At 56.1% G+C, this 25,029-nt stretch carries 24 protein-coding genes; 11 read left to right on the top strand and 13 right to left on the bottom strand.

From position 1 onward, the window contains the following. Positions 1 to 36 precede the first annotated feature (36 nt). From R3F50_21955 to R3F50_21930, 6 genes are all read right to left on the bottom strand, one after another. Positions 37 to 1,992 carry an alpha-amylase family protein gene (locus tag R3F50_21955; GenBank protein MEZ5492951.1) on the bottom strand — a complete coding sequence of 652 codons (1,956 nt, stop codon included), beginning with the start codon at positions 1,990 to 1,992 and terminating at the stop codon, positions 37 to 39. After that, positions 1,992 to 2,882 carry a PfkB family carbohydrate kinase gene (locus R3F50_21950; protein MEZ5492950.1) on the bottom strand — a complete coding sequence of 297 codons (891 nt, stop codon included), beginning with the start codon at positions 2,880 to 2,882 and terminating at the stop codon, positions 1,992 to 1,994. Before R3F50_21950 ends, R3F50_21955 begins: the two co-directional genes overlap by 1 nt. After that, positions 2,879 to 3,793 carry an HAD-IIB family hydrolase gene (locus R3F50_21945; protein ID MEZ5492949.1) on the bottom strand — a complete coding sequence of 305 codons (915 nt, stop codon included), beginning with the start codon at positions 3,791 to 3,793 and terminating at the stop codon, positions 2,879 to 2,881. Before R3F50_21945 ends, R3F50_21950 begins: the two co-directional genes overlap by 4 nt. A gap of 14 nt (positions 3,794 to 3,807) precedes the next feature. Beyond that, on the bottom strand, positions 3,808 to 5,949 hold the full coding sequence (locus R3F50_21940) for an HAD family hydrolase (GenBank protein ID MEZ5492948.1): 2,142 nt from the start codon (positions 5,947 to 5,949) through the stop codon (positions 3,808 to 3,810). A 395-nt stretch (positions 5,950 to 6,344) separates the two neighbouring features. Next, positions 6,345 to 7,049 carry an NYN domain-containing protein gene (locus tag R3F50_21935; GenBank protein ID MEZ5492947.1) on the bottom strand — a complete coding sequence of 235 codons (705 nt, stop codon included), beginning with the start codon at positions 7,047 to 7,049 and terminating at the stop codon, positions 6,345 to 6,347. Between the two features lie 36 nt (positions 7,050 to 7,085). Continuing rightward, entirely contained in the window at positions 7,086 to 7,571 is a 486-nt protein-coding gene (locus R3F50_21930) for a nuclear transport factor 2 family protein (protein MEZ5492946.1), read from the bottom strand. A gap of 374 nt (positions 7,572 to 7,945) precedes the next feature. Here R3F50_21930 and R3F50_21925 point away from each other — a divergent pair, with 374 nt between their 5' ends. From R3F50_21925 to R3F50_21875, 11 genes are all read left to right on the top strand, one after another. Beyond that, complete coding sequence (locus R3F50_21925; protein ID MEZ5492945.1) at positions 7,946 to 8,944, top strand: hypothetical protein; 999 nt, start codon at positions 7,946 to 7,948, stop codon at positions 8,942 to 8,944. Between the two features lie 334 nt (positions 8,945 to 9,278). After that, positions 9,279 to 10,766: a YdiU family protein gene (locus R3F50_21920; protein ID MEZ5492944.1), complete on the top strand. Its 1,488-nt coding sequence runs from the start codon at positions 9,279 to 9,281 to the stop codon at positions 10,764 to 10,766. A 147-nt stretch (positions 10,767 to 10,913) separates the two neighbouring features. Then, positions 10,914 to 11,390, top strand: a complete 477-nt coding sequence (locus R3F50_21915) for a DUF4188 domain-containing protein (GenBank protein ID MEZ5492943.1) — start codon at positions 10,914 to 10,916, stop codon at positions 11,388 to 11,390. Between the two features lie 180 nt (positions 11,391 to 11,570). Next, positions 11,571 to 12,662 carry an ABC transporter ATP-binding protein gene (locus tag R3F50_21910; protein MEZ5492942.1) on the top strand — a complete coding sequence of 364 codons (1,092 nt, stop codon included), beginning with the start codon at positions 11,571 to 11,573 and terminating at the stop codon, positions 12,660 to 12,662. 3 nt (positions 12,663 to 12,665) lie between these two features. Further along, positions 12,666 to 13,733 carry an ABC transporter ATP-binding protein gene (locus R3F50_21905; protein ID MEZ5492941.1) on the top strand — a complete coding sequence of 356 codons (1,068 nt, stop codon included), beginning with the start codon at positions 12,666 to 12,668 and terminating at the stop codon, positions 13,731 to 13,733. After that, on the top strand, positions 13,730 to 14,635 hold the full coding sequence (locus R3F50_21900; protein MEZ5492940.1) for a sugar ABC transporter permease: 906 nt from the start codon (positions 13,730 to 13,732) through the stop codon (positions 14,633 to 14,635). Before R3F50_21905 ends, R3F50_21900 begins: the two co-directional genes overlap by 4 nt. Then, the gene (locus R3F50_21895) at positions 14,628 to 15,440 is read left to right on the top strand and encodes a carbohydrate ABC transporter permease (protein ID MEZ5492939.1); all 813 of its coding nucleotides are present in this window, start codon (positions 14,628 to 14,630) and stop codon (positions 15,438 to 15,440) included. Before R3F50_21900 ends, R3F50_21895 begins: the two co-directional genes overlap by 8 nt. 189 nt (positions 15,441 to 15,629) lie before the next feature. Beyond that, positions 15,630 to 15,914: a DUF2160 family membrane protein gene (locus R3F50_21890; protein MEZ5492938.1), complete on the top strand. Its 285-nt coding sequence runs from the start codon at positions 15,630 to 15,632 to the stop codon at positions 15,912 to 15,914. Between the two features lie 37 nt (positions 15,915 to 15,951). After that, complete coding sequence (locus R3F50_21885; protein ID MEZ5492937.1) at positions 15,952 to 17,703, top strand: ABC transporter substrate-binding protein; 1,752 nt, start codon at positions 15,952 to 15,954, stop codon at positions 17,701 to 17,703. 292 nt (positions 17,704 to 17,995) lie between these two features. Next, positions 17,996 to 19,168, top strand: a complete 1,173-nt coding sequence (locus R3F50_21880; GenBank protein ID MEZ5492936.1) for a polysaccharide deacetylase — start codon at positions 17,996 to 17,998, stop codon at positions 19,166 to 19,168. A gap of 154 nt (positions 19,169 to 19,322) precedes the next feature. Next, the gene (locus tag R3F50_21875) at positions 19,323 to 20,957 is read left to right on the top strand and encodes a M14 family metallopeptidase (GenBank protein MEZ5492935.1); all 1,635 of its coding nucleotides are present in this window, start codon (positions 19,323 to 19,325) and stop codon (positions 20,955 to 20,957) included. Between the two features lie 13 nt (positions 20,958 to 20,970). Here R3F50_21875 and R3F50_21870 read toward each other — a convergent pair whose 3' ends face one another. The 7 genes from R3F50_21870 to R3F50_21840 all read right to left on the bottom strand — a co-directional run bounded on the left by R3F50_21870 (position 20,971) and on the right by R3F50_21840 (position 24,896). Continuing rightward, entirely contained in the window at positions 20,971 to 21,099 is a 129-nt protein-coding gene (locus R3F50_21870; GenBank protein ID MEZ5492934.1) for a DUF4160 domain-containing protein, read from the bottom strand. Positions 21,100 to 21,313: 214 nt separating this feature from the next. Beyond that, entirely contained in the window at positions 21,314 to 21,553 is a 240-nt protein-coding gene (locus R3F50_21865) for a hypothetical protein (GenBank protein ID MEZ5492933.1), read from the bottom strand. After that, positions 21,550 to 21,747, bottom strand: coding sequence for a type II toxin-antitoxin system HicA family toxin (locus R3F50_21860; GenBank protein MEZ5492932.1), 198 nt, complete (start codon positions 21,745 to 21,747; stop codon positions 21,550 to 21,552). Before R3F50_21860 ends, R3F50_21865 begins: the two co-directional genes overlap by 4 nt. Before the next feature lie 1,182 nt (positions 21,748 to 22,929). Continuing rightward, complete coding sequence (locus R3F50_21855; protein ID MEZ5492931.1) at positions 22,930 to 23,514, bottom strand: FMN-binding negative transcriptional regulator; 585 nt, start codon at positions 23,512 to 23,514, stop codon at positions 22,930 to 22,932. A gap of 233 nt (positions 23,515 to 23,747) precedes the next feature. Continuing rightward, positions 23,748 to 23,939, bottom strand: a complete 192-nt coding sequence (locus R3F50_21850) for a CPXCG motif-containing cysteine-rich protein (protein ID MEZ5492930.1) — start codon at positions 23,937 to 23,939, stop codon at positions 23,748 to 23,750. Positions 23,940 to 23,982: 43 nt separating this feature from the next. Then, entirely contained in the window at positions 23,983 to 24,522 is a 540-nt protein-coding gene (locus R3F50_21845) for a hypothetical protein (GenBank protein MEZ5492929.1), read from the bottom strand. Beyond that, the gene (locus R3F50_21840) at positions 24,519 to 24,896 is read right to left on the bottom strand and encodes a DUF4345 family protein (GenBank protein ID MEZ5492928.1); all 378 of its coding nucleotides are present in this window, start codon (positions 24,894 to 24,896) and stop codon (positions 24,519 to 24,521) included. The genes R3F50_21845 and R3F50_21840 overlap by 4 nt, the downstream gene beginning before the upstream one ends. Between the last annotated feature and the right edge of the window lie 133 nt (positions 24,897 to 25,029).

The raw sequence follows: 25,029 nt of genomic DNA, 5'->3' as shown, positions 1-25,029 counted from the left end.
TGGGTAAGTGTGCTGTTACCAGGTACCGTAACGTTTTCAGGTCTGAGTCAGCCAGACAAATTCACAACCTGGAAGCATCAATTCGCCATTCCGAATATCCGGAGTTGTGCCGGTTACCAGATCTGTCAGTCGCTCCGGCATCGGGAATCCCTGCTGGCGTAAGTATTCACAGCTCACTCCCTGCATGGAGGAGTCGAAATTTGTGATTACCAGGACGTTGGCATTGGGAATATCAGCCCGGTAGCGAACAAAGGCAAATAAATGTTGATTGCCGGTGTCCAGTAATTCCCGATTGTTGAAGTCGGCAAAGGCATCGGTTTCCTTGCGTACTGCGATCATTCGCTTCAGGTTTTCATATACCCTGTACTCCACACTGCCCGGCTGCAACCTTTGTGCTGCCTGCTGCCAGTCGATGGTCGGCCGGTGTATCCAGCGGTTGTCGTAGCCGATTTCCGGGTCTTCCAGGCTCTTGTAATTGTTTATGCAGGCCAGTTCGTCGCCGTAGTACAGCAGCGGAATGCCACCGAAGGACAGGATCAGGCTGTGTAGAAGGAGAATCCGCCTGATCGCGGCCTCAATCCGCTCGTCATCGTTGGTCTCAAGGGCGCTTTCCAGACCGGCGAGAGAAGCCAGGGAACCGGATATGCGGGCATCACCAGTTTTTTCGTTCTTTGCAAACGGCATTCCCCTGGCCGGTGAGTCGGGAAACTGGCCGGTATAAAAGTCCACCAGAAATTTCCGGTGGGGTCCGGGGTCGTATCCCGCCTGGATGATGTCGGCGTCCGCGAACCCGAGCCCGATGTCGTCATGACAGCGCACATAGTTCAGCCAGGTGGCCTGATCGAGTTTAATGGGCAGGTTGGCGATAGCCTGGTTGAGCAGTTTGCAGTTCTTTGTCGCGATCGCATCCCAGAGCAGGGCCATGAAGGTGGCGTTGTAAGCGATTTCACACTCTTTGGCGATGACGGCGTCTTCGCCGAAATACTTATTGATTTCACTGGGGGCGACGATGGCTTCGGCGATAAACAGTACTCCCGGCGCCGTGACCTGGCAGCAGTCCTTCATCAGTTGCAGCAGCAGGTGTGCTTCCCGCTGGTTCTGGCAGGTAGTCCCAAGGCGTTTCCACAGAAATGCCACGGCATCCAGCCGAATGATATCGGCGCCTTTGTTGGCCCAGTAGATAATGATGTCGATCATTTCGATGAATACTTCGGGGTTGTGGTAATCCAGATCCCACTGGTAGTCATGAAAGACGGTCATCACCCACTTGTGCATTTCCTCATCCCAGGTAAAGTTTCCGGGCGAGGTGGTCGGGAAAACTTCCAGCATCGTCTCTTCAAACTGATCCGGTATATCCCGGTTGTCATAGAGGTAGAAATAATCCTGATACTTCGGGTTTCCCTGCCTGGCGAGACGTGCCCACTGGTGTTCATTGGAGGTATGGTTTACGACCACGTCAAGGACCAGCAGCATATCCCGGTCTGCCAGTTCTTCGGTAACTTCAGCCAGGTCTTCCAGGCTGCCAGCCCGTTTATCAAGCTGCCGGAAATTACTGACGGCATACCCGCCGTCGCTGTTTTTTTCCGGACATTCCAGCATCGGCATTATATGAACCAGGTTTACTCCCAGCTCTTCAAAATAACCCAGTTTTTGTTTCAGTCCCTGGAGGTTTCCGGCGAAACCGTTGCAATAAAGGGCCATGCCGACCCATTTCTGGCTCAGGAACCAGGTGTAGTCATGTTCTCTTTCGGCATCAAGCTTCTTCAGGGAGGCGGGACGGTCCAGGTAGCGCCTGGCAAGTCTCTCCACCAGGTTGGTGAGCTGCAGTTCGAAATCTTCCCGTTCGCCATAGAGAGTGCTGAACAGGTTATGGATGGCATAAAAATTTGCCCCGAGCCGAATGTAGAAAGTAAGCAGGTCTTTTTCTTCCAGTTCGGGAGACAGCCGGCTCAGGATCCGGTTCAGTATTGAATGGGATACCTGTTCGTACATCAGTTTCCTTTGAGCCCCCAGCTTAATTTGAATGAGCGATAAAAATCCATGTCGTTCAGGGTGGCGCCGCGTATCCCCAGGATTGCCTCGGCGAAATCATGCGCCCGGCAAAGAGTCTGCTCCAGATCCCATCCTTTTACCTGCCCCAGCAACAGCACGCTGCTAAAAGCGTCGCCAGCGCCGACACTGTCTTTCACGTTCGTTAGTCGGGCAGGTTTTACGGTGCACTTTGATCCATTGCTGGTTATTACTTCGGCACCGTGCTCGCCTCGCGTTATTACCAAAGTTTTCAGATCAAGATCATCCATGCGCACTGCGATGGCCTGCGCAGAATCCGGCGTGCTTGCAAAGACTTCCAGAAATTCGGCTTCGTTAAGCTTCAGCCAGGTTGCTCCTTGTATCAATTCGAGAATCTCGGTTGGATTGTAGTGTGGTTTTCGCAGGTTGATATCCACGAAGCGAGGAAGTGCCTGCCGGGAACTCAGGTAGTCGAGGGCGGTTCTTGAGTCTTCTCCGCGGCAGGCGAGGCTGCCATGGTAAAGGATGCTGTGCTCATCCAGGGCAGGCAGCTGCCTGCGGTCTATATAGTCATAGGCCTGGTGCTCGACAATGTCGTAACTGGGTTCAGTGCCAGTCAGGGTAATATTCACCATGCCGGTGGGGTGATCCCCGTCGATCTGGACCCCCTCTGTAGTCATGCCCCATGCCTGCATGGTTTTGATTGCCCGCTGGCCTGGCCCGTCGTCTCCGATGCGGGAAAGTATCAGCGGTGCGGCACCAAAGGCCTGCAAGTGCCAGGCTACATTGAAGGGGGCGCCGCCGAGCACAGCCTGGCCATCCGGAAAATGGTCGTAGAGAATTTCGCCGAACAGAACGGGCCTGGCTGTCATCGTGACTCCTCCTGTAACCATTGTTCTGCTTCCGGAATGTAGTGCACGAAACCCTCGATGATTCCTGCGCCGTAATTGCCATTCATGTTGAGGTACCCACCCTGCGCAATATACAGTGCATCGGAATGCCCGCTTAGGGCGGCTTCCTGCAGGGCGGCTTCCCGCACAGCAGGGCTGGCATTGGCAACCAGTACCGAATGAATGGGGCTGGTAAGAACCGGCAGGTCGTTGCCGCTATCACCGGCAAACACGGTATCGGCCAGTTCAAATTGCTGGTTTTCTATAAGGAAATCGATGGCATGTTTCTTGGTGGCGCAGGCTGGCAGTATATCGAGCAGGCCGGTCGCGGCGGCTTCGTCGACGCTCCAGATCAGACTCGCTTCAATGTCCGCCCGGGACAGAATGCTCCGCAGTGTATCGAGCAGTTCTTCTACATCAATGCCCAGCGCCACATAATAACTTGACTTGAAGGTGCTCTGTTTATGGGCTTCCTGTAATTCAAGCTCGGGAATGTCATTAAGCAGTCCGGCGATGTCCTGGCCTGATCTGCCCTTCCAGTCCGGCGCGATCTCCCTGTCCCAACTCTCCCAGCGGTGCCATTTAAGGCTTTCGCTGTCTGTTTCGCTGTCCATTGAAGGCTGCTTTACTTCCGTCACCGCCTCGAGGGCGGTGGAGGCGGCAAAAATGCTGGTTCCTACATCGCCGAGAATAAAATCCGGGCAGGGTAATTGCCAGCTGTCAATGGCTTCCTGCACCAGTGCAAGACTGCGCCCACTGACATAGGCCAGTTGTAATTCCGGTCTCCCAACGAGCCGCCGGAAAAGTTCTCGCGCCAGGGGTGACTCCGGCTGAGATCCGTTTGGAATCAGCGTGCGATCGAGGTCGGTACAGAGCAGATAGCGAGAAGTCATGAATGATGTGCCGGTCAGATGTTGAGGAAATCGTAGTGCTCGATTGCCTCGAGAATGCCGCTGGCATAGGGCTTCTGGGTAAAATAAATGCGGTCTATATCAATCAGGTCCGACAATTCTTCCTCCTGCCGATTGGCAACCACCACGGCAAGAGTGTTACCACGCATTATATCTTCGTCGGCTCCCGAGCCTCCGGCCACCAGGATGTGATTCAGGGGGATATGCCACAGCGAGGAAATATAGCGCAGAGCCAGCCCCTTTGAGGCTCGAATCGGGACAATGTCGATATATCTCCCGAAAGAAAAAATCACGTTTACGGAATGCTCACCCTTGCGAAGCAGAGTATGAATGTCATGTACCGACGGTGTCTCAGCCGCTTTCGTGTCGAGCACATAGGACAGCTTAAAATCACTCTGCTGATCGGCTTCCTGCAGCGTAAGGCCCGGCAAGCCATCCAGCAAGCGGAGAATATTCCTGCGGTTCCAGAGATGATCCACGTGATTCTGCCAGTTTGTGCTTGGTGTCAATTTGGGAGCGTAGTAGATCTCAGTCCCCAGGCTGGTGATCAGAATATCCGGCATGGGGATATCGTACTGCTTCAGCGCCGTGAGGGCTGAGTCAAGACGCCGGGCCGTGGTGATGCCAAAGGTTGTGGTGCTGCGGTGTTCTTTCAGAAAGTTGCGAAAGTCTGCCAGCGCATCCACATCACCCAGCAGATTCTGGTCAATGTCCGTAAAGATGGCCTTGTTGTGCTTCTCCATCGGGCGTCTGGTTTTGGGGATCTTGGGCAGCAGCGGGACTTTATCGAGCAGTGGATCGATTCGCGCCAGATAGGTTTTCGCATGGGCGGCCCAGGAATAAAATCTGGGGATGTTGTCAAGGCCGTTGGTGGAGCACTGCCGCCAGGTGAAATTTTCCTCCAGCAGTTTGATCAACGCCTCTGTCATGGCGGCCTTGTTGAGCGGGTCTATCAGAATTCCGTTTTCACAGTTTTTAATGATATCCACCGGGCCACCGTTTTCAGTCGCAACGACGGGGACCCCGCTGGCCGATGCTTCAAGAATGGTCAACCCGAATGGTTCGGTCAGTGCCGGGTTGACAAAAACACCGCCGGATCTGGCTGCCAGTCGATAAATACCAGGTACTTCATCTGACTCGTGATGCTTGGGAATGGCGATTTTTCCGTACAGGTCATGGTAATCGACCGAAACCAGCAGTTCGGTCAGAACTGTCCGGGCGCCTTCTTCCATCGTTCGAATATCATCGCGATTGCCGACGATTATCACCAGGTTTGCCAGTGACTGCAGACGTTCGGATTCCCCGAAGGCATCCAGCAGGGTAGAGACATTCTTGCGGGCATCCGGTCGGGACAGGGCAAGGATCATGGGCTTGTCGGGTTCGTCCAGGAATCTGCGGATGTCCCTGGCCACGGCGGGTGGCGATTCGCCCAGGACGGGGGGATGAAATTTGTCCAGATCGACGCCCGGCGGAATCACTGTCATGCTGTCCGGGTTGTAATAGTCGTAAATTTCGTATTGATCTTCAATTTCATTCTGGGTGCTGGTGATGAGCAGATCGGCGGTAGCCAGAACGTCTTCCTCGGCTTCGATACGCCGGTACATGTTGTAAACGCGGTCTATTTCATCCAGGGTCATTCCCGTCGCCAGCAGACGGCGTCGCTTGTCCCTGCCCAGGGAGTGGCCAGTGTGGACCAGTGGGATTCCCGTCAGGTTGCTCAGCATCACCCCTACCTGCCCGGCGTCTGCATAGTGAGAATGAATCAGATGGGGCATACGAGACTGCTGCTGAAACCAATCAAGGGTGTTGTCGGCAAAATTCTCGATGAAATCCCACAGCAACTCCTTTGGAATGTAGGCGTCAGGCCCGGCGTTCAGGCGTACGATGCGGGCATGCTCGGAAAGAGGTTCGATCTGGCGGGCATAATCCGGGCTTATGTCGGCATCCACAATCCGGCGGGTAATCAGATCGACCTGCTCCACTTCTTCCAGTTCACCGAGAGCGCGTGCCAGTTCTACAACGTATTTGGTCTGGCCGCCGGTGTCGGCGTCACGACCGAGTTCCAGATTGGTGCCTCGGATCAGACCGTGGATGCTGATGAGGGCAATGTAGAGTCTGCGTGGTTTGTCCGTAGACATGGGTCTCCTGTAAAAACCGGTGATTCAGTTGCGCGCTATGCCGGTACTGATAATAAGGACTGTCAGCATGGCTAATAACTGCCGGCGCTGCTCCATAGACGCAGGCTGCGCGTCAGAACTGCTGCTGGTACGTAGTGCAGCAGTTAGAATCAGGGGGTTAAAACCTGATTTCTTCGCGGTATCCCGGGGTGATAACTGATTATCGTTCCAGAACCGCCGACAGTCAGGCTGAGTTTGTGTCAAAAGGCGAGGCGCGAAGTATAACAAAAAAGCCTTCAGTTTTAAAGGCCGGGCTGACAGCGAGTCTCCGTTTCCGGGGCAGGCAATCGCAGCCCGTCGCTTGATATTCTTATCAACTTCGCCACAGGGATATAACGTAGATACTTCAGTGCAGGTTATTTTTTTCGCGCATCCCGGACCAGATAGGAATTGCCAGGGCCACGCTTTATCTCAAACAGATCGATGGCTTTCAGCAGGCTGCTGAGGTTTTTGAATCCGTAATTTCTGCTGTCAAAGGAAGACTGGTTGGAGATGTGCGATCCTACCGGGCCGAGTGCTGCCCAGCCCTCGTCATCTTCGTTGGCTTCGATGGCGGCCCGTAACAGGTTGATGAGTCTGGAATCTGACTTGACACTCCTGGGCCGGGTATTGACCTTGGCCGCCTTTTTCTCCTCGTCCAGATAGAGAAACCGCGAACAGGCGTTCACGAACGGGGAAGGGGTCTTGCGTTCACCAAACCCCAGCACCACTTTTCCCTCGGCCAGAACCCGGGTCACCAACGGCGTAAAGTCGCAGTCGGAAGAAACGAAGCACATGACATCGATATCCTTGGTGTACATGACGTCCAGAGCGTCGATGACCAGGGCAATGTCCGACGCGTTTTTTCCCTTGGTCAGGTCGTATTGCTGGATGGGTTGAATGGCGTATTCGTGTAGAAGTTCCTCCCATTTTTTCAAGGTGGGTGACTTCCAGTTTCCATAGGCCTTGCGAATGGTGACCACGCCGTACTTGGCAACTTCGCTGAGGACTGCATCAAATTTCCCGGCCGGCGCATTATCGGCATCGATAAACAGTGCTATTTTCTGTTTCAGTTCACTCATGGTCAGATTGCCTGGTCAGTTTCAGGCTGGCAGCGGTTACTGTGTGCCAGCGGATTCAAAGTTCTTGATGGTGTCGGTTATATCACGGATCAGTGCGTTGGGAATGGGCAGGGTCAGGTTGTACTGGGAAATCTTCCAGCCGGCCGCCGTTCTGATCAGCACTCCTGTGCCTCTTGCTGTGCCGAAATTCGCACTGTCCAGCAGTTCGTCGAACCAGGCGCTGTTGCCGTCCGGGGTCAGGTTCAGATGTCGCTCCAGGGGCCGGTAGACCCAGCCGCTGCGGGATTGGGCATAGGCCTGGAACTCCGCCTTGGGCCAGCGCTCACCGGCATCGGTCCCCAGGAAAACGCCGTCATCACTCATCAGGTCGAAATAACGGGCCCAGTCGCCGTCGGCCGCTGCCGCATGGTAGGCGTCCAGCACCGTGGCGATTTCAGTCCGGGGGTCGGTCGATTGCTCGGCGCCATTGACGGCACCGGCAAAAAGCATGGAGAGTCCAAGCAACAAACGATCAGCACGCATGATCGGGCCTCATTATCTATCAGGTTACGGCCCAGGCCGTTGAGAAACTCACAATACACCATTGAATCGGTCAATATAAGCCTCTACACAAACCGCTGGAGCCAATCGACACACGGCAGCTCCACCACGTTGTAGGGCTTGGCGGGTCTGCAGTTCAGGCATTCGCTGTTGTCCGCAATTGCGCGCAGAAAGCGTGTCGTCGCACCACTTGTTCATCACGGCACATCGCCCTGCGGATCGGCCGCAGATCACCTCTACGGTTTCTCGGCCGGCCGCTGGCAGCAGTGCAGCAGAATGTTGTCGACCGAGAGGTCTTTCAATTTGCTGCCGAGGCGAGTAATTTTGGTGTCGAGAATAATAAAAAGGAGGATCCCATGAAAAATCCCGCGCTAACCCTGCTGGGTGCCATTACCACCACTCTTGCAGTCTCCACTGCACTGGCCCAGTCCGCTGACGTCCCCCGCACGGAGTATGGATTTCCGGACCTGCAGGGCACCTATACATTTCGCACCATCACACCCCTGGAGCGTCCGCCGGAACTGGCTGACCGGCCGACCCTGACGCCGGAAGAGGCGAAAGAATGGGAGGCTTACGAAAACCGTCGCCAGAACCGCGACCTGATCATCGACTCGGTCGGTGGTGCGGGATACCCGCCGGGCGTGATTTCCTATAACGAGTTCTGGTATGAGCGTGGCAGCGAGACCGTCGCGGACCTGCGCACCTCGCTGGTTTACGATCCACCCAACGGCCGCTTGCCACCGCTCAATGAAGCAGGGCGCGCCAGGAACGCCGAGATCAACGAAATGCGCCGGCTCAGTGCCGGGCCGGAGGCGCGTACCCTCAATGACCGCTGTATAGTCAATGCCCGTACCGGTCCGCCGATGATTTCAGGCTCCTATAACAACAACATGCAGCTGGTGCAGACCAGGGACCATGTCATGATCCTCAGCGAGATGATTCACGCTGCCAGAATAATTCCCTTCGCCAGCGAGCACACTGTGCAACAGCCAAAATGGGAAGGCGACTCCATCGCCCGCTGGGAAGGCGACACTCTGGTTATTGATACCAGAGGAGGCTTCTACTATTGGTACGGCTGGCGTAATACGTCCCCGTCATTGCATGTGGTGGAGCGCTTTACGTGGGTTGACCAGAATACCCTGGATTACGACTTCACGGTTGAAGATCCGCTAAGCTGGGATCTGCCCTGGTCGGCCCGACTGCCCATGCGGCGGATAACAGATCCAATTTACGAGTACGCCTGTCACGAAGGCAATCATGGCCTGACGGGCATCCTGGCAGGCTGGCGTCGCTACGACGTCGAAGGCCTGGATGAAAATGGAATACCACAATCGGCTCTGGGGGATGAGGAATAGCAATCAGCGCCTGCTCTGCACAACTACCAACCGGGCCGCAGTGAGGCTCGATCAGCAATAACCGGGACAGCTGGATAGAGAAGAAGGGGCAGATGTATTTTCTGCCCCTTTATTATCACTGGAAAACAAATCCGTCCTTAATTTATCTAACTTTTTGTAAGTTTATGAGCTGGAATTCTGCCAGGCTGGCAGTCAAGGAGCCTCTGATTGAATACCGGAGCATTGTGGTGCTAAATCAGAGGTTCCCTGACCCGCTGTACATGAAGCCGATCTCGGTGGAGAATTCTGTTCCACAGAGCCTCATAAATGTTCATGTTCTATCAGGGTGACCAGCATGCAGGAAAGACAAGGGTGGCGATTTGACAATACTTACGCGAGATTGCCGGAGCGGTTCTACGCGCGCCTGAGTCCGACACCGGTAAGCCAGCCCCGTGTGGTGGTCAATAATCGCCAGTTGGCCGCGGAGCTGGGTCTGCCGCTGGCCGATCTTTCCGAGGACGATCTGGCCCAGCTCTTTGCCGGTAACCGCCTGCCGGACGGTGCGGAGCCCATTGCGCAGGCTTATTCAGGCCACCAGTTCGGCTACTTCACCCAGCTGGGGGACGGGCGCGCTCATCTGATCGGTGAGCACCTGACCCCCGGGGGTGAGCGGGTCGATATTCAGTTTAAAGGCTCGGGCAGGACTCCGTTCGGCCGCGGCGGCGACGGACGCGCGGCACTTGGTCCCATGTTGCGGGAATACCTGATCAGCGAAGCCATGCATACACTGGGGATAGCGACCACGCGCAGCCTGGCGGTGGTGACGACTGGTGAAGAGGTGTACCGGGAGTCGGTTCTGCCCGGCGCCATTCTCACCCGCACCGCTGCCAGCCACCTGCGGGTTGGTACCTTTGAACACCTTGCGGCCCAGCGGGATAACAGCGGACTGCAGCAACTGGCCGATTACGCCATCGCCCGTCACTATCCGCCTCTGCAACACTCCGATCAGCCCTACCTTGAACTGATCAAAGCCGTCATGGAGAAGCAGATTTCGCTGGTGGTGGACTGGTTGCGAGTCGGCTTCATCCACGGTGTGATGAACACCGACAACATGACCATCTCCGGCGAAACCATCGACTACGGTCCCTGTGCCTTCATGGACGAGTATGATCCCGCGACCGTGTTCAGTTCCATTGATCATGCCGGGCGCTATGCCTACGGCAACCAGCCGTATATCGTAAAGTGGAACCTGACCCGTTTAGCTGAGGCCTTGCTGCCGCTTTTACACGATGATGTCGAGGAAGCGGCGACCAGGGCAGGGGAGATGATCGATTCTTTTGACGCGCTTTTTCATCAGGCACGGCTGGCCATGTTGCGGAGTAAGCTGGGACTGTTCGGCGAACGGCCAGAAGACGAGTCGCTGGCTGATGAACTGCTGGACATGATGCAGCGTCAGCGGGCCGATTACACCAACACTTTCCGGGATCTGATTGCCGACACTCCGACAGGCAACGAGTTTTTCCAGACAGAGGAAATGCAGAACTGGTGGGAGCGCTGGCAGCAACGGCTTGAGCTCAATGACCGGCCCCGCGAGTCTGCTTTTTCCCTGATGCGCGCCAGTAATCCGGCGGTCATTCCCCGTAATCATCGAGTCGAGGCCGCCTTGTCGGCAGCGGAAGCGCAAGCTGATTACTCCCGGTTTTTTAGTTTGCTGGACGTCCTGGCCGAGCCTTATGCGGATGAGCCGACGCGCCCATTACAGAGCGCTGCCGAAGATTATGAGGATTACCGTCAGCCTCCCGAACCCGGTGAGAGAGTCCGGCAGACTTTTTGTGGCACATGAGCCACTTTCAAGCGGCCAGCTTGACCGGGCGCCAGAACTGAGGTGGAGGCAGCGGTTCCTTAAATTTTTAGTGTCCTCGATCCCGGTTTCCCGGCAATACTGCCAGGTGAATCGGTCAACCCAATTCAGGCAGCAGGGAGTGAATTGATGAGAGAAATATTTCCGCAGCGTATGAGTGCTGAGATCGACGGTGACTTCGTGCTGTTCCTGATCGGCATGCGTATCAACAGATTCTGGAAGATTCATAAGTGGCTGCCGGTAGTGCGCGCCATGCCCCGGATGCTGAAAGAGCTGGACGCCAATCCGGACATTGGCTGTCTGGGCCATTCCTCGCTGGGCCCGGTCATCGTTCAGTACTGGCGATCGTTTGAAGCATTGGAAGACTACGCCCGCAGCAAAGAGCGCGAGCATCTGTCGGCCTGGGCTGATTTCAATCGCCGTGTTGGCAAGAGCCGCGGCGATGTGGGTATCTGGCACGAAACCTACCTGGTGCGGGAAGGTGAGTACGAGGCGGTATACAGCGGCATGCCTGCCGTTGGCCTGGGGGCTGCGGGTTCCTTGCATCCTGCCGAAGGAAAGCGGGAAACCGCGCGAAGTCGCCTTGGTGGCAGGGATTCGGTGTAACCGGCGCACCCTGGCTCTTCGGTCCTGAGAAGCGTAGCCAGTCCCATTGGCGTGGAGTACCCCCGCCTTGTTGTCCGGTGCAGGTTTGACTCCTCGTGCAGCGAATAATGGTAAGCTTCGCAACCAGTCACCAGTCATTGACGTCAACCCGACCTGGCAGGTCGGGCAGTGGTCTCAGTAATGCTTGAGTTAGATCGTGTTTCACTGCAGGTAAACGGCAGCACTTATCTCCAGGATATCTCGCTGAGGCTGGAACGCGGGCAGGTCAATGTGCTGCTGGGACCCACCCTGTCCGGCAAGACATCGGTGCTGCGGGTCATGGCCGGGCTCGATCACCCCAGCAGCGGGGAAATCCGCTTTGATGACCGGCCAGTGAACGGTATACCGGTGCGACAGCGCAATGTGGCGATGGTCTATCAGCAGTTTATCAACTACCCGACACTGACCGTGTTTGAAAATATTGCCTCGCCGCTGCGAGTCGCAGGGCTGCCTGGAGAGGAGATAACTGCGAGAGTCCAGCGGGCCGCCTCGTTGCTGCATCTGGAAGAGTTGTTGTCCCGCCGGCCTCTTGAACTGTCAGGTGGACAACAACAGCGGGTTGCTATCGCCAGGGCACTGGTGAAACAGGCGGACCTGGTGCTGCTGGATGAACCCCTGGCCAACCTGGACTACAAGCTACGGGAAGAGCTGCGCGGTCAGCTTCCCCGGCTGTTTGCCGAACAGGGAACAGTGCTGGTGTATGCCACCACCGAGCCTGCCGAAGCTCTTGCGCTGGGGGGCAGGACCGCCTGTCTGCACCAGGGTCAGCTGGCCCAGTATGGCCCGACCCTGGCGCTCTACAATAAGCCTGCCATTCTGCAGACTGCCAGAAATTTTTCCGATCCCCCCCTCAATGTCATGGCGGTGAATGTTACCGCGGGCAGCTTTGCCGGCACCGTTGAGGGCTGTGATATCAGCGCCCTCAATGCCCGGTTTGCCGGACTCCCTGGCGGGCGCTACCGGATAGCTGTCAGGCCTCATCATCTTGAGCTGGCGCCGGCGTCAGCGAGCGTGCTGCGTTTCTCCGGACGTGTTTCGGTCACAGAGCTTACCGGTTCAGAGAGCTTTATCCACTTTGACTGCGCTGATGAGCCCTGGGTTGCCCTCGTTCACGGGGTCAAAAACCTGGATTTGGGAGCTGATGTCACATTTTACGTTGATCCGGACAGATTATTGCTGTTTGATGAAGACGACCGACTGGTTTCCGGTCCTGCCGCGCGAGAGGTGGCGTAATCCGTGGCTGCCATAGCGCTTCAATCAATCGCCCATCGGTACGATACCCGGCCCGGGGCCGCCTATGCGCTGAACAACATCAGCGAAGTATGGCAGGACGGCGGTGCCTATGCCCTGCTGGGGCCGTCCGGCTGCGGTAAAACCACCTTGTTGAATATTATCTCCGGTCTGCTGCAGCCCAGCGAAGGGCGCGTGCTGTTCGACGACATTGATGTCACCGATCTGCCCCCAGAGCGCCGCAACATTGCCCAGGTATTCCAGTTCCCGGTGGTTTACGACACGCTGACGGTGGCGGAGAACCTGGCCTTTCCCCTTAAGAATCGGGGCCTGCCCCGGGCTGAAATCGATCTCCGGGTTCAGCAGGTGCTGCGCATGCTGGATCTCACCCACAACGCGCAACGCAAAGCCAGCAACCTGTCCGGCGATGACAAGCAGAAAATTTCCCTCGGCCGCGGCCTGGTCAGAACCGATGTGCGGGCGATCCTGTTTGATGAGCCGCTGACGGTCATCGATCCCCATCTCAAGTGGCACCTGCGCACGGAACTGAAAAAAATCCACCAGGAGTTTCAACACACCATGCTTTACGTGACCCACGATCAGACCGAGGCTCTGACCTTTGCCGATAAGGTGATCGTGATGCTGGAGGGAGCGGTGGTGCAGGTCGGTACGCCGCCGGAGTTATTTGAGTGTCCGGCTCATACTTTTGTCGGGCGCTTTATCGGTGCGCCGGGCATGAATGTCATCAAGGCAAACCTGCAGGGGTCCATGGCCTGGATCGGCAGCCAGCCGGTCAGCCTGGAAAAAACCTACCGCCTGGACGATGGGCCGGTGGAGCTGGGTATCCGGCCGGAATACGTCCAGGTAACTGCAGAAGAGGGCATACCGGCGCAGGTAATCCGGATCGAGGACATGGGGCGCCATGTGGTGCTTAAAACCCGGGTAGAGGATCAGGCCATCGATGTAATTCTGAAAGAGGGCGTGCCGATACCGGCGGAACCCCGTCTTCTATTTACTGCCGGTAAACTGAATGTCTATCGGGATTCATACCTGCTGGAGCCACGTGACCGTTGAAGACGCAAAATAACAGAGCCTGGCTGTTTGTCCTGCCGGTGCTGGCGCTGGTCGCTTTCAGTGCCATTATTCCGCTGATGACGGTGGTCAATTACTCCTTTCAGGATTCGTTCGGCAATAACGAGTTCTTCTGGGTCGGCACCGAATGGTTTCAGGAGTTGCTGGCATCGGAGCGTTTTTATAATGCTCTGCAGCGCACGCTGCTTTTTTCCGGGCTGGTGCTGCTGATCGAGATACCGCTGGGCATTGCCATTGCACTGGCCATGCCGCGGCGCGGGCCGGGGGTGTCGTTGTGCCTGGTGCTGATGGCCCTGCCGCTGCTGATTCCCTGGAACGTGGTGGGCACCATCTGGCAGGTATTCGGGCGCGTGGATATCGGCTTGTTGGGTTACGGGCTGGCCAGCGTGGGTGTGGACTACAACTACACCCGTGATGTGGTGGATGCCTGGATCACCCTGGTGGTCATGGATGTCTGGCACTGGACCAGTCTGGTGGTGCTGCTGTGTTATTCGGGGCTGGTGGCGATACCGGAAGCCTATTACCAGGCAGCCCGGATTGACGGCGCATCCCGCTGGTCGGTATTCCGCTACATTCAATTACCAAAAATGAAGCGCGTACTGCTGATTGCTGTGTTGTTGCGTTTCATGGATTCCTTCATGATCTACACCGAGCCGTTCGTGGTGACCGGTGGCGGTCCCGGCAATGCCACGACATTCCTGTCCATCGACCTGGTACAGATGGCGGTGGGGCAGTTCGACCTTGGCCCGGCTGCCGCCATGTCGCTGGTGTATTTCCTGATAATCCTGCTGGTTTGCTGGGTGTTTTACACCGTGATGATGAACTACGACCAGGGCCGGAAGCAGATGACTGACAATCAGCCGGGAGGGCCGTCCGATGGTTGACCGCTTGAGAGGCCTCAAACGCCTCACCCTCGTAATCTATATTGTTTTCCTGCTGCTGCCGATCTACTGGTTGTTGAATATGAGTTTCAAAACCAACCAGGAGATTCTTTCCACCTTCTCCCTGTGGCCCCGCGAGTTTACCCTGCAGAACTACATTACGATTTTCACCGACCCGGCCTGGTACTCCGGTTACTTGAACTCGATTATTTACGTGGTCATGAATACCGTCATTGCGGTCAGCGTTTCTCTGCCCGCTGCCTACGCGTTTTCCCGCTACCGCTTTCTGGGCGATAAACACCTGTTCTTCTGGCTGTTGACCAATCGTATGGCGCCGCCCGCCGTGTTCGTGTTGCCGTTTTTTCAGCTGTATTCAGCATTCGGGCTGATCGATACCCACATTGCCGTGGCGCTGGCACACTGCCTGTTCAATGTGCCTCTGGCGGTCTGGATCCTGGAAGGATTCATGTCGTCGGTGCCGAAAGAGATCGATGAGGCTGCCTACATCGACGGTTATTCCTTCCCACGCTTTTTTTTGAAAATATTCGCGCCCATGATCGCCTCCGGGATCGGGGTGGCCGCGTTTTTCTGTTTCATGTTCTCCTGGGTGGAGTTGCTGATTGCGCGCACTCTGACCGTGACCGATGCCAAGCCCATCAGCGCGGTCATGACCCGCACCGTATCGGCGTCCGGGCTGGACTGGGGGGTGCTGGCGGCGGCTGGTGTTCTGACACTTATTCCTGGTGCGCTGGTGATCTACTTCGTCCGTAACCACATTGCCAAGGGGTTCGCGCTGGGGCGGGTATGACAGCCAGTTCCGGCTTTCCTGGGCTGCCAGTGCGGACTGGGATGCGTGTCATTCAGGGCAGCCCGGCACGCCGATAGTCGCTGCCTGCCTGGACCGGAGCAATGCCGATCGGGTGACCACCACAACACGTTATTGGGAGATGAAGTAAACTTTGTTAAGCTCAATTGAACTGAATCAGGAAACTGAGCAATGATTGACCTTTCCTGGATGGCGTGGACACAGCCTACCGCGATCTTCTTCACCTGTATTGCCGGGCTGATCATGGCCATGGGCATCTGGGAGTATTTCAGCCCTGGGGGTGGTCCCCGGGTCGGCGTGCTGCGGTTCGAAACCACCCGGGGTGACCGGCTTTTTATTTCGCTGCTGGGCAGCGCGTTTATCTGCCTGGCCTGGCTGGGGCTGGCCGGCAGCAGTTTGTGGTGGGGGCTGCTGGTCTGTGCTGTGTATGCCCTGTTGGTATTTCTGTTCATTTAATTCTGTCCGCACAGGACTGTGAAAAACAGGAGCGAGAATGACCGCTGGAATAAATGCAAAAAACAAGAAATGCACGACAGGTCGGGATGCAACGAACTGCTGGGGCAGATTACTGGCGGCAGCGACGCTGCTGAGTACGGGTATTGCCTACGCCGATATCGAGGATGCCAGGCGCTGGCTGCCGGAGTTTCAACCGTCGACCCTTGCTGAACAGCAGCAGCTGGATGAGCTGGCCTGGTTTGTGGAAGCCGCCAGACCATTCGCCGGGATGGAGATCAAGGTAGTATCCGAAACCATCACCACCCACGAGTATGAGTCTCAGACCCTGGCCCGGGCGTTTACCGAAATCACCGGTATTCAGGTGACTCACGATCTGATCGGCGAAGGGGATGTGGTGGAGAAGCTGCAGACCCAGATGCAGTCCGGCGAGAATATTTACGACGCCTATGTGAACGACTCCGACCTGATCGGCACCCATTTCCGCTATCAGCAGGTCAGAAACCTGACCGACTGGATGGCCGGGGAGGGGGCCGATGTCACATCTCCCACTCTGGACCTGGACGACTTTATCGGCATCTCCTTTACCACCGGCCCCGATGGAAAAATCTACCAGCTGCCCAGTCAGCAGTTCGCCAACCTGTACTGGTTCCGCTACGACTGGTTCACTGATCCGGCTATCAAGCAGCAGTTCAGGGACCGCTACGGCTACGAGTTGGGCGTGCCGGTAAACTGGTCCGCCTACGAAGACATCGCCGAATTTTTTACCGTGCACGTCGGTGAAATCGACGGCCGCAAGGTCTACGGGCACATGGACTATGGCAAGAAGGATCCGTCGCTGGGCTGGCGTTTTACCGACGCCTGGCTGAGCATGGCGGGGGCCGGCGACGTCGGCACGCCTAACGGCCTGCCCGTTGACGAATGGGGTATCCGGGTGGAGGGATGCCGGCCGGTTGGCTCCAGCGTGGAGCGGGGCGGCGCCACCGACGGACCGGCGGCAGTCTATTCCGTAGCCAGATACATTGACTGGCTGCAGAAGTACGCGCCGCCGGAAGCGGCCGGCATGGTGTTCAGTGAAGCCGGTCCGGTTCCTGCCCAGGGCAATATCGCTCAACAGATTTTCTGGTACACAACCTTCACAGCCGACATGGTCGTGCCGGGCCTGCCGGTAATGAATGAGGATGGCACGCCGAAGTGGCGTATGGCGCCATCGCCCCATGGCGCGTATTGGGAAGAAGGGCAGAAGCTGGGTTATCAGGACGCAGGCTCCTGGACGCTGATGAAGTCCACTCCCGTGGATAGGGCCAAAGCAGCGTGGCTGTACGCCCAGTTTGTCACCTCAAAGACAGTGTCGCTTAAAAAGAGCCACGTGGGCCTTACGGTAATCCGTGACTCGGACATCCGCCATGAAAGTTTTACCGAGCGGGCCGCAGAGCTGGGTGGCCTGGTGGAATTCTATCGCTCACCCGCCCGTGTCCAGTGGACGCCGACTGGTACCAATGTGCCCGATTATCCACGGCTGGCCCAGCTGTGGTGGCAGAACATCGGTGATGCGGCGTCCGGTGCCAAGTCACCCCAGGAGGCCATGACCGCGCTGGCGGTTGCCCAGGACAGACTGATGAGTCGACTGGAGCGGGCTGGAGTGCTGGGGGAGTGCGGGCCGCAACTGAACGACCCCCAAAGCCGGGAATACTGGTTTGCCCAGCCGGGCGCACCCAAACCGCCGCTTGCGAATGAAAAGCCGCAGCCGGTTACCGTGGACTACGATGAACTGGTGCGCAGCTGGCTATAAGGAGCCATGGCGTCTGCTGTTCTCCTGCACGGTGACTGTGATCAGAGTTCCCAGGGGCTGACGCGATGCGTTGGTCCTGAATGGCCCTTGATGACTCTTGATGGCTTTTGATCAGAACAACAAAGAGATCAGTATTGGTGGAACTGTCTTCCCACGGGCCCACGGCCCTGATAGCCGGACCGCTAGCGGACAGGGCGTTTACGGCAGGGTAGCCAAAGTTTCCGGCTGTAGCCGGGGAAATAGCTGAGCCAGGGTATTCCCTGGGTTAACCAACGTGACAAGGGGTAAGGCCATGGCTTCTTTTAACCGCAGCGTCAGTCAGTTTTGCCGGAGAGTGTTGCGCTCCCATTTTTCGCGCTTTTCGAAGCGGTGGTCTGCTGCCTGGCTTTACCGCCTGCCACAACTGCTGCCGGTTCTGCTGCGCCAGCTCCTGACTCATTGTCAGCTGGCTTCGGGTTCCATCACTTTGTCCGGCAGGTGTAGCCCTGATTGGCGTCGCAGGTTGACCGGTCAGCGGGTCCTGGTGCTCGGTGTTCTGCTTTGCAGTGCTACTGAACTCATGGCCCAGAGCTCGCAGAACTCTGACGAGCCATGGAACTGGTCGGATGACTTTGTTTTCTCACAGGTCAACCGGGTGCGCGCCGGCCGCGATCTGACCCCGGAAACCTGGCCGGGTGGTGCACGGGTCGCCGTGCTGCTTTCTTACGATGTGGACAACGAAACGATTCAGGGCCTGCGCAGTGGCGAATTCAGTATCGGACCGCTGTCCCAGGGAGAATACGGGTCGCGGGTTGCGCTGCCGCGAGTGGTAAACCTGATGGACCAGGAAAATATTCCGGCAACATTTTTCTTTCCCGCCTGGAGCCTGAAACTGGCTCCGGAACAGGCAGAACTCATTCAACGATCGGGGCGGCATGAGATCGGCGTCCACGGCTGGATTCACGAATTGAACACCGCCATTGATGCAGCCACCGAAGAGCGCCTGCTCCGACAGGCGGTGGCTACCATCGAAAGCATTGCCGGCGTGCGTGCTGTGGGATACCGGGCGCCTTCCTGGAACCACAGTCCTGCCACCCTGGCGATCGTCCGCAAGATGGGTTTTCTTTACGAAAGTTCATTGATGCATGATGACCGTCCCTACGAACTGTTACAGGACGGTGAACCCACCGGCGTGGTGGAGCTGCCGGTTGAGTGGATCCTCGACGATGCGCCACTGTTCAATCCCCTGGGAGCCCGTTATATGAATCCCCGCGATGTGATGCAGGTATGGATCGACGAGTTCGATCGCGCCTGGGAGGAAGGCACCCTGTTTCTGCTCACCATGCATCCCCACGTCATCGGCCATCGGTCCCGGCTGGTCGCCCTGGAAGGGCTTATCGCCCATATCAAGGCGAAGGGTGGGGTGTGGTTCGCCACCCATGAGCAGGCGGCTCGTTATGTGAAGGCCCAGGCCGGGATGCAATAGCAGACAGAGATCGCTCGACTTCACTCCCACTGACTCACCAGGAGCAATGTTATGGGCAGAGTGAAGGTCTGAGTGAAGGTCTGAGCGGAGCTCAGTTTTTTGTACGGCCAGCTCATCAAACGAATTTACATTTCAGTCAGCGAGTGTCTCAAACGTGAACCATAAAATAATACATCCTGTAATTGTCTGTCTTGGTGCCCTGGCCAGTCTGGTAAGCCTGACCAGCCAGGCGCAGCCGCTTTTTGATGAGTCCATGATGACGGTTCCCGAGCGAACCGCCTATGGAAGGACCTCCACCCATGAGGAGGTGCTGCAGACTATCGACAGCCTGGTTCAGGGCATCGACCTGGTACACCGCGAGACTATGCTGGTAACCACTGGGGGGCGGGAGATACCCCTGCTGATCGTGGCCGATCCGCCGGTGACCTCTCCCGCCGAAGCGCGCGCCAGCGGTAAGCCGGTTATCTACATCCAGGGTAATATTCACGGCGGAGAGGTGGAGGGTAAGGAGGCTATCCTGATCCTGTTGCGGGACATTCTGCATGGTGACAAGAGTCATCTTTTAGACAATCAGATCCTTGCCCTGGCGCCAATCTACAATGCCGACGGCAATGACAATATGTCGGAGAATTCGCGGCCTAATCAGGAGTTGAGCCCGGTCATGGCCGGTGAGCGGTTCAGTCATGGTTACGACCTGAACCGCGACGGCATGGCGGCGGAAACGCCGGAGACCCAGGGCCTGTACCGTAACGTGTTGCAGCGCTGGGACCCGCAGCTGCTGGTGGATATGCATACGACCAATGGCACCTGGCACGGTTACTCATTGACCTACGCGCCGTCGTACCACAGTGCCGGTGACCCTGCCACCACTGACTACACCATGAATGTGATGTTGCCGGCAGTGAGCCGGGCGGTGAAAGACAAGTTTGACCTGGACTTTCACCTGTTCGGGGATTTCTCGCTGGAAACCTGGCCGCCGACGGAGTTCAGAACTTTTCATCATGCGCCACGCTACCTGACGAATATGATGGGGCTGCGTAACCGCATGGCAATTCTCAGCGAGACGTTCTCCCATGACCGGTTCTACAAGCGAATTCACTCCGCCAACGTGTTCATCGAGGAAATTCTCGAATACACCAACGAACACGGCGCTACGATCCAGCGCATCAATCGCGAGGCGGATGCCAGGACCGTGGCCAGACTCGCGACCCAGGGGGGCGTTATCAGTAATGGTGTGGCTTATGAAATGATCCCGTTGCCGGAGCCGGCAACCATTCTGTCTTACAACCACATTCCCTATCGCCAGGCCAATGGTGAGATTGCCTATACGCGAAGCGCCGAGCTGATCGAGCTCGAAGGTGTGGCCAACTATCAGCAGTTCCAGCCGCTCCGCAGTGCCGTCATGCCAAAAGCCTATCTGCTTCCCGCGGAGCTGGCGTCTGTTGTTGAGAAACTGAGGCAGCATGGTATTGAAGTGACCCGCCTCGCCGCCCCGATTACGCTCGCTGTCGAGGCCTACCAGATTGACACTGTTGAGACCCGGCCCTTTGCTCAGAACGGTCATCGCAACACGCTTCTCAGTGGCATTTACGCCAGGGGGGAACGCTCGTTCAATTCCGGGGATTTCCGGGTGTCGCTGGAGACTCCGCTGGCCAACCTGATTTTCTATCTGCTGGAGCCGGAGGCTGATGACGGACTGGCTTACTGGAATTATTTCGACACTTACCTGGCAACACAGCAGGCTTCCGGTGAGGCGCTGGTTTATCCGGTGTTCAAGGTAGTGGAATGACGGGGGTCCCGTCCTAATCCCAATTTGAAGAAAGTTCCAATTGGTGTTCTTTGATCCGGTCTCGCACTAACCCGGCAGCTCGAGGAGGTAATTCACCTACCAGAACGTTTCCATCGAAGTCGAAAATTGCCTCATAGCTCAAGTAGTTCGCGTGACAGTGAGGGGATTATGGTCATTGAAATACATCGCTATGGCTATTCCGTAAAATCTGCTTATTACCGGCATCACTACTTCCTTGTAGTTCAATGGTTAGCAGTTAACCAGATGTGCGCCATAACGCCGTAAGCGGCGTTTCGGTAGAAATATAACGTCAGCAACAGTGGCCGGAGCCGCTAGGCACGGACTGCTTGCTCTTGTTATGCGACTGATTGCATCTTGTTTGCATAGTCGTGACCAGAGGTTGCAGGTGGTAGCGGTTTATTGTCGATCTTGTATATCTGAATAGCTTCTTCAACAATCTGGCAAAGCTCTGCAAACACAGCTTGCTCATCGTCACCGTGACACCCAGCGTAAATTAATCCAGGTGCACTACCTACATAACATTGGTCTTCTTCAGACCATTCGACGATCTTAACGTATTTGGAACTCTCTTTCATTTTTGGGCCTCCTCAATAGCCTTTGAAACAGCCCGGACCTGGTAAAGTTTAGCATCATCTCCCAATCGTCCAGAAACAGTAATTGGTCTCTGAACATTGGGGTGCGCGTAATTTCTGTGACTCCCTTTCCCGCCTCGATCCTTGAAGCCCGCACGCTCTAGCTGTGAAATCAAATCCCTGATTTTCGGTGGCATGACATTACTCTGTTAGTTTATGAAGTCGCATGACGCCCGCAACAGCGGCCGAGCGCAGCGAGGTCCGGGCCCGAAGGGCCGAACTGTTTGCGTTTGTTAGAGAGCAACTCGCTCATTCAATTCTGCGTCCGTTTTCAAACTGAGCTTTAAGAAGGGCGAAACAGTGTGGGTAGTGGTAAACGACTTGAATACTGAGCCTCTCATGATCTTTTGGAACTCCGACCGAAGCCAGCAGTTGTCCATCAATCTCTTGTTCGGTCTCGACCAAAAACTATGTTTATTCTCAATGCCAACGTCGATTCTAAACGTGGAAAATGTCGCTTCTTCGTACTTCTCAGGTATGACTAATTCCAACGTTCCGCCGTCCTCATAAAGATCATAGTCATATTTCAATTCCACTTTAGGTATATCGGTGCATTGCACCTCATCGGCCAATGCTCCGAGCGGGAGGAGAAGAATAGCTACGGATATGGCTCTAATGTTCATCTTGCTCTCTAACAGTTTGTAACAAAGGCCATCGGCCTTTTTAAGGAACCTCTGATTAATTATGGAAACGCTCTGCGGGAGTCTGTCGGGCGTCACTGCAAGGCGTCGTGCGCAGGGAATGGCCCGGCCCTTGCCAAGCGCGACAACGCCGCAGAGGCGCCCGACAGGCCCCGCCCGAAGGGGCATTCATGCGAGCCCACTGCCTTCGTTGCCTCGCCTTGACAGGCCGACGCATGCCGGCGGCAAGGCGCCTCGTCAGTGATCTCGCCTGAAAGCCAGAGCGATTCCATAATTAATCAGAGGTTCCTGAATATATTAGAAGGCATGCCTTTGTTTTTTTGGAGCTTATAAAGCTACATCACAACTCGCTATTTTGGCTAGTTATTTTGCAAGCAGGTTTTCGGTCAGGTAATTAATAAGGCCGTGGGCCCTTTTTTTGGTGTATGGCGTATCGTTGACTATTCTTGATTCGACGCTGTTGGAATGGATTCCTGCCAATGCCTGTATCGCCGTTTACTTATAGCCTGCGGCGATAGCATCGAAAAATGCAAAGGCGCCAGAGTTAATTCCTGCACCCGTATCCTCATTCCAACAAAATCAGAAACCCACGGCGAATATTGTGGCCATAAATCAAACAGCCCGGCGGAGTCACGTGTCAGTCACGGATTGCCTCATGGCTGCCCGCTCGAGTCACTGTCAGCGCCTGGTGCGCACCATGGCGTCAGCCAGGCTGGTTGAGCCGATTTCTGTCAAACGGGATTCAACCTGTGTCCGGTCCTGATCGGAGCGGTTCTGGCTTAGTTTGTACTTGCACTGAATTTCGCTGATTGTTATCTCTACGCCGACGATGGCCTGCAGCATGGTGGCCTTGTACGTGGGCTGCCAGGGCTCCGGGAAGGGCGATTCGTGTTTCAGTGTCAGAGCATCAACCAGCTTTTTCAATCGGTCCGGGGCGGTAAATACTTTTCCGTGGCCGTACAGATGTACCGACTGATAATTCCAGGTGGGAACACCCGGCGAGCTGTACCAGGACGGGGATATATAATCGTGTGGGCCTTGCAGGCTGACCAGAATCTCCTGATTTTCCAGTTCGCCATGTTGGGGATTCTGCCTGGCCAGATGCCCGTACAGGGTGGTCCTGTCGCTCGAGAGCAGAAAGGGCATGAGGGTAGCGAAGAGTCGACCGTTTACGGTGGAAATAAGCTGGCCAAAGGAATTTGCTTCAATGAAGCCATAAATCTCTTCTTTGTCGGTCACTGCAAAGTGTTTTGGGATGTACATGGTCTTTCCTTGCTTTGTAAGGGGCTGCGGAGTTTGAGAAATTTGAAATCCCAAATCCCAAATCCCAAATCCTCAAAGCCTCAAAGCCTCAATTCGAGAAATTCAGAAACCAGGCAATCAGGCAATCAGGATAGACATAAACGCGCCATAGCGAGAAAACAGAAAACTCTGGCCGATCAGCTGAATTTCTGGTTTTACCGGCCTGCCGGAAAAGCGGATCCAGGCAGTGCAGATCAATCATTCTCGCCGGATACCGCTACCGACGGCTCACCGGTCTCATCCACCTCCACGTCGAATTCGATCGGGCAGCAGCAGACCTGGCAGTCTTCGATATAGCTTTGCTGCGGGATCGAGCAATCGATGATTACCGTGATGGCTTCGCCGCAGTAGGGACAGTCAATACTCTTTTCGCGGGTTTCAAACACTGTTCAGATCTCTGTACTTTTCCATACCGGCTGTTGTTATTGCTCACACTGTCAGCAGCAGTACGCTGACGGAGTAGCCGGCAAACAGCAATGACCACAGCCGGAAGCGCGCCGGCAGGGTGATGACCAGTGCCATCAGCAGAATACCCACCGAGGGGACCACGACCGAGGGAAGGATGGCATTCTTGTACATCACGATATTCACATAGGGCCCCACCAGGAAATACAGCAGCATCGACAGGGCGGACAGGCGCCCCAGGTCCTGACTCATCTGCAGCATGTCGAGCTGGCTTTCCTCCGGCGCCGTCAAGGCCATTTCTGCCGCGCCATAGAGCGATGCGGAACCGAACACCAGGACAATGAAATCCAGGAAGGTCCACACCTCGATGGTGCGCAGCCCCCAGCCGACCCACCACAGTTGCAGAATATACAGCAGAATGCTGAACGCCCAGAGAATGGAGGCCCAGTGGAAATGGACGCGACTGTGGGCGCGGGTGATCATCGCCATGGTATGCAACAGCCGGGTGATCGCCAGACCGAGGATGATGGAAACGGCAATGAAGATGTATTCGTGTTGGGTCATTTCCGCTTCAGCGCCACCCCCGCCAGTATTGCCGTAGCAAACTCGTAAAGCAGGGCACCGTAGGTATAACTGCTGACCGGATCCGTCACCAGCAGAAAGCCAATCAGTCGCGCCAGCGCCAGTGCTCCTATAGCGATGCCGAGCAGTGCCAGGCCGGCGCGGTAATAGTCAGCATTGAGCAGGGCCAGCAGGCAGAACAGGCCCATGCCCGTCTGCAGCCCGCCGTACATGGCGCTGATCTCCGCGAAGGCGTCACCATTACTCATCGTCAGGCCGGCGAGTCCGGCGGGTGTCGCCGGTGATGCCAGGCTCACCAGGCCATAGGCCACGAAGACCAGGGCGGAAATTCCCAATACAGTTTTTCCAAGTGACACAAGGCACTCCTTTCTCAGGCTGATTGGATCCGGCAATTGACCGGATCGCTGACGGGAATCGGGACAGACTGCCGTCCTGTGGTCTCGTATTGTACTACCGAATCCGATCAGTACTCGATGCTGGTTAACAAGG

It is taken from the genome of Gammaproteobacteria bacterium (genome assembly GCA_041395725.1).
GTDB lineage: Bacteria > Pseudomonadota > Gammaproteobacteria > Pseudomonadales > Pseudohongiellaceae > NORP240.
This window is presented reverse-complemented; position numbering and strand designations above follow the sequence as displayed.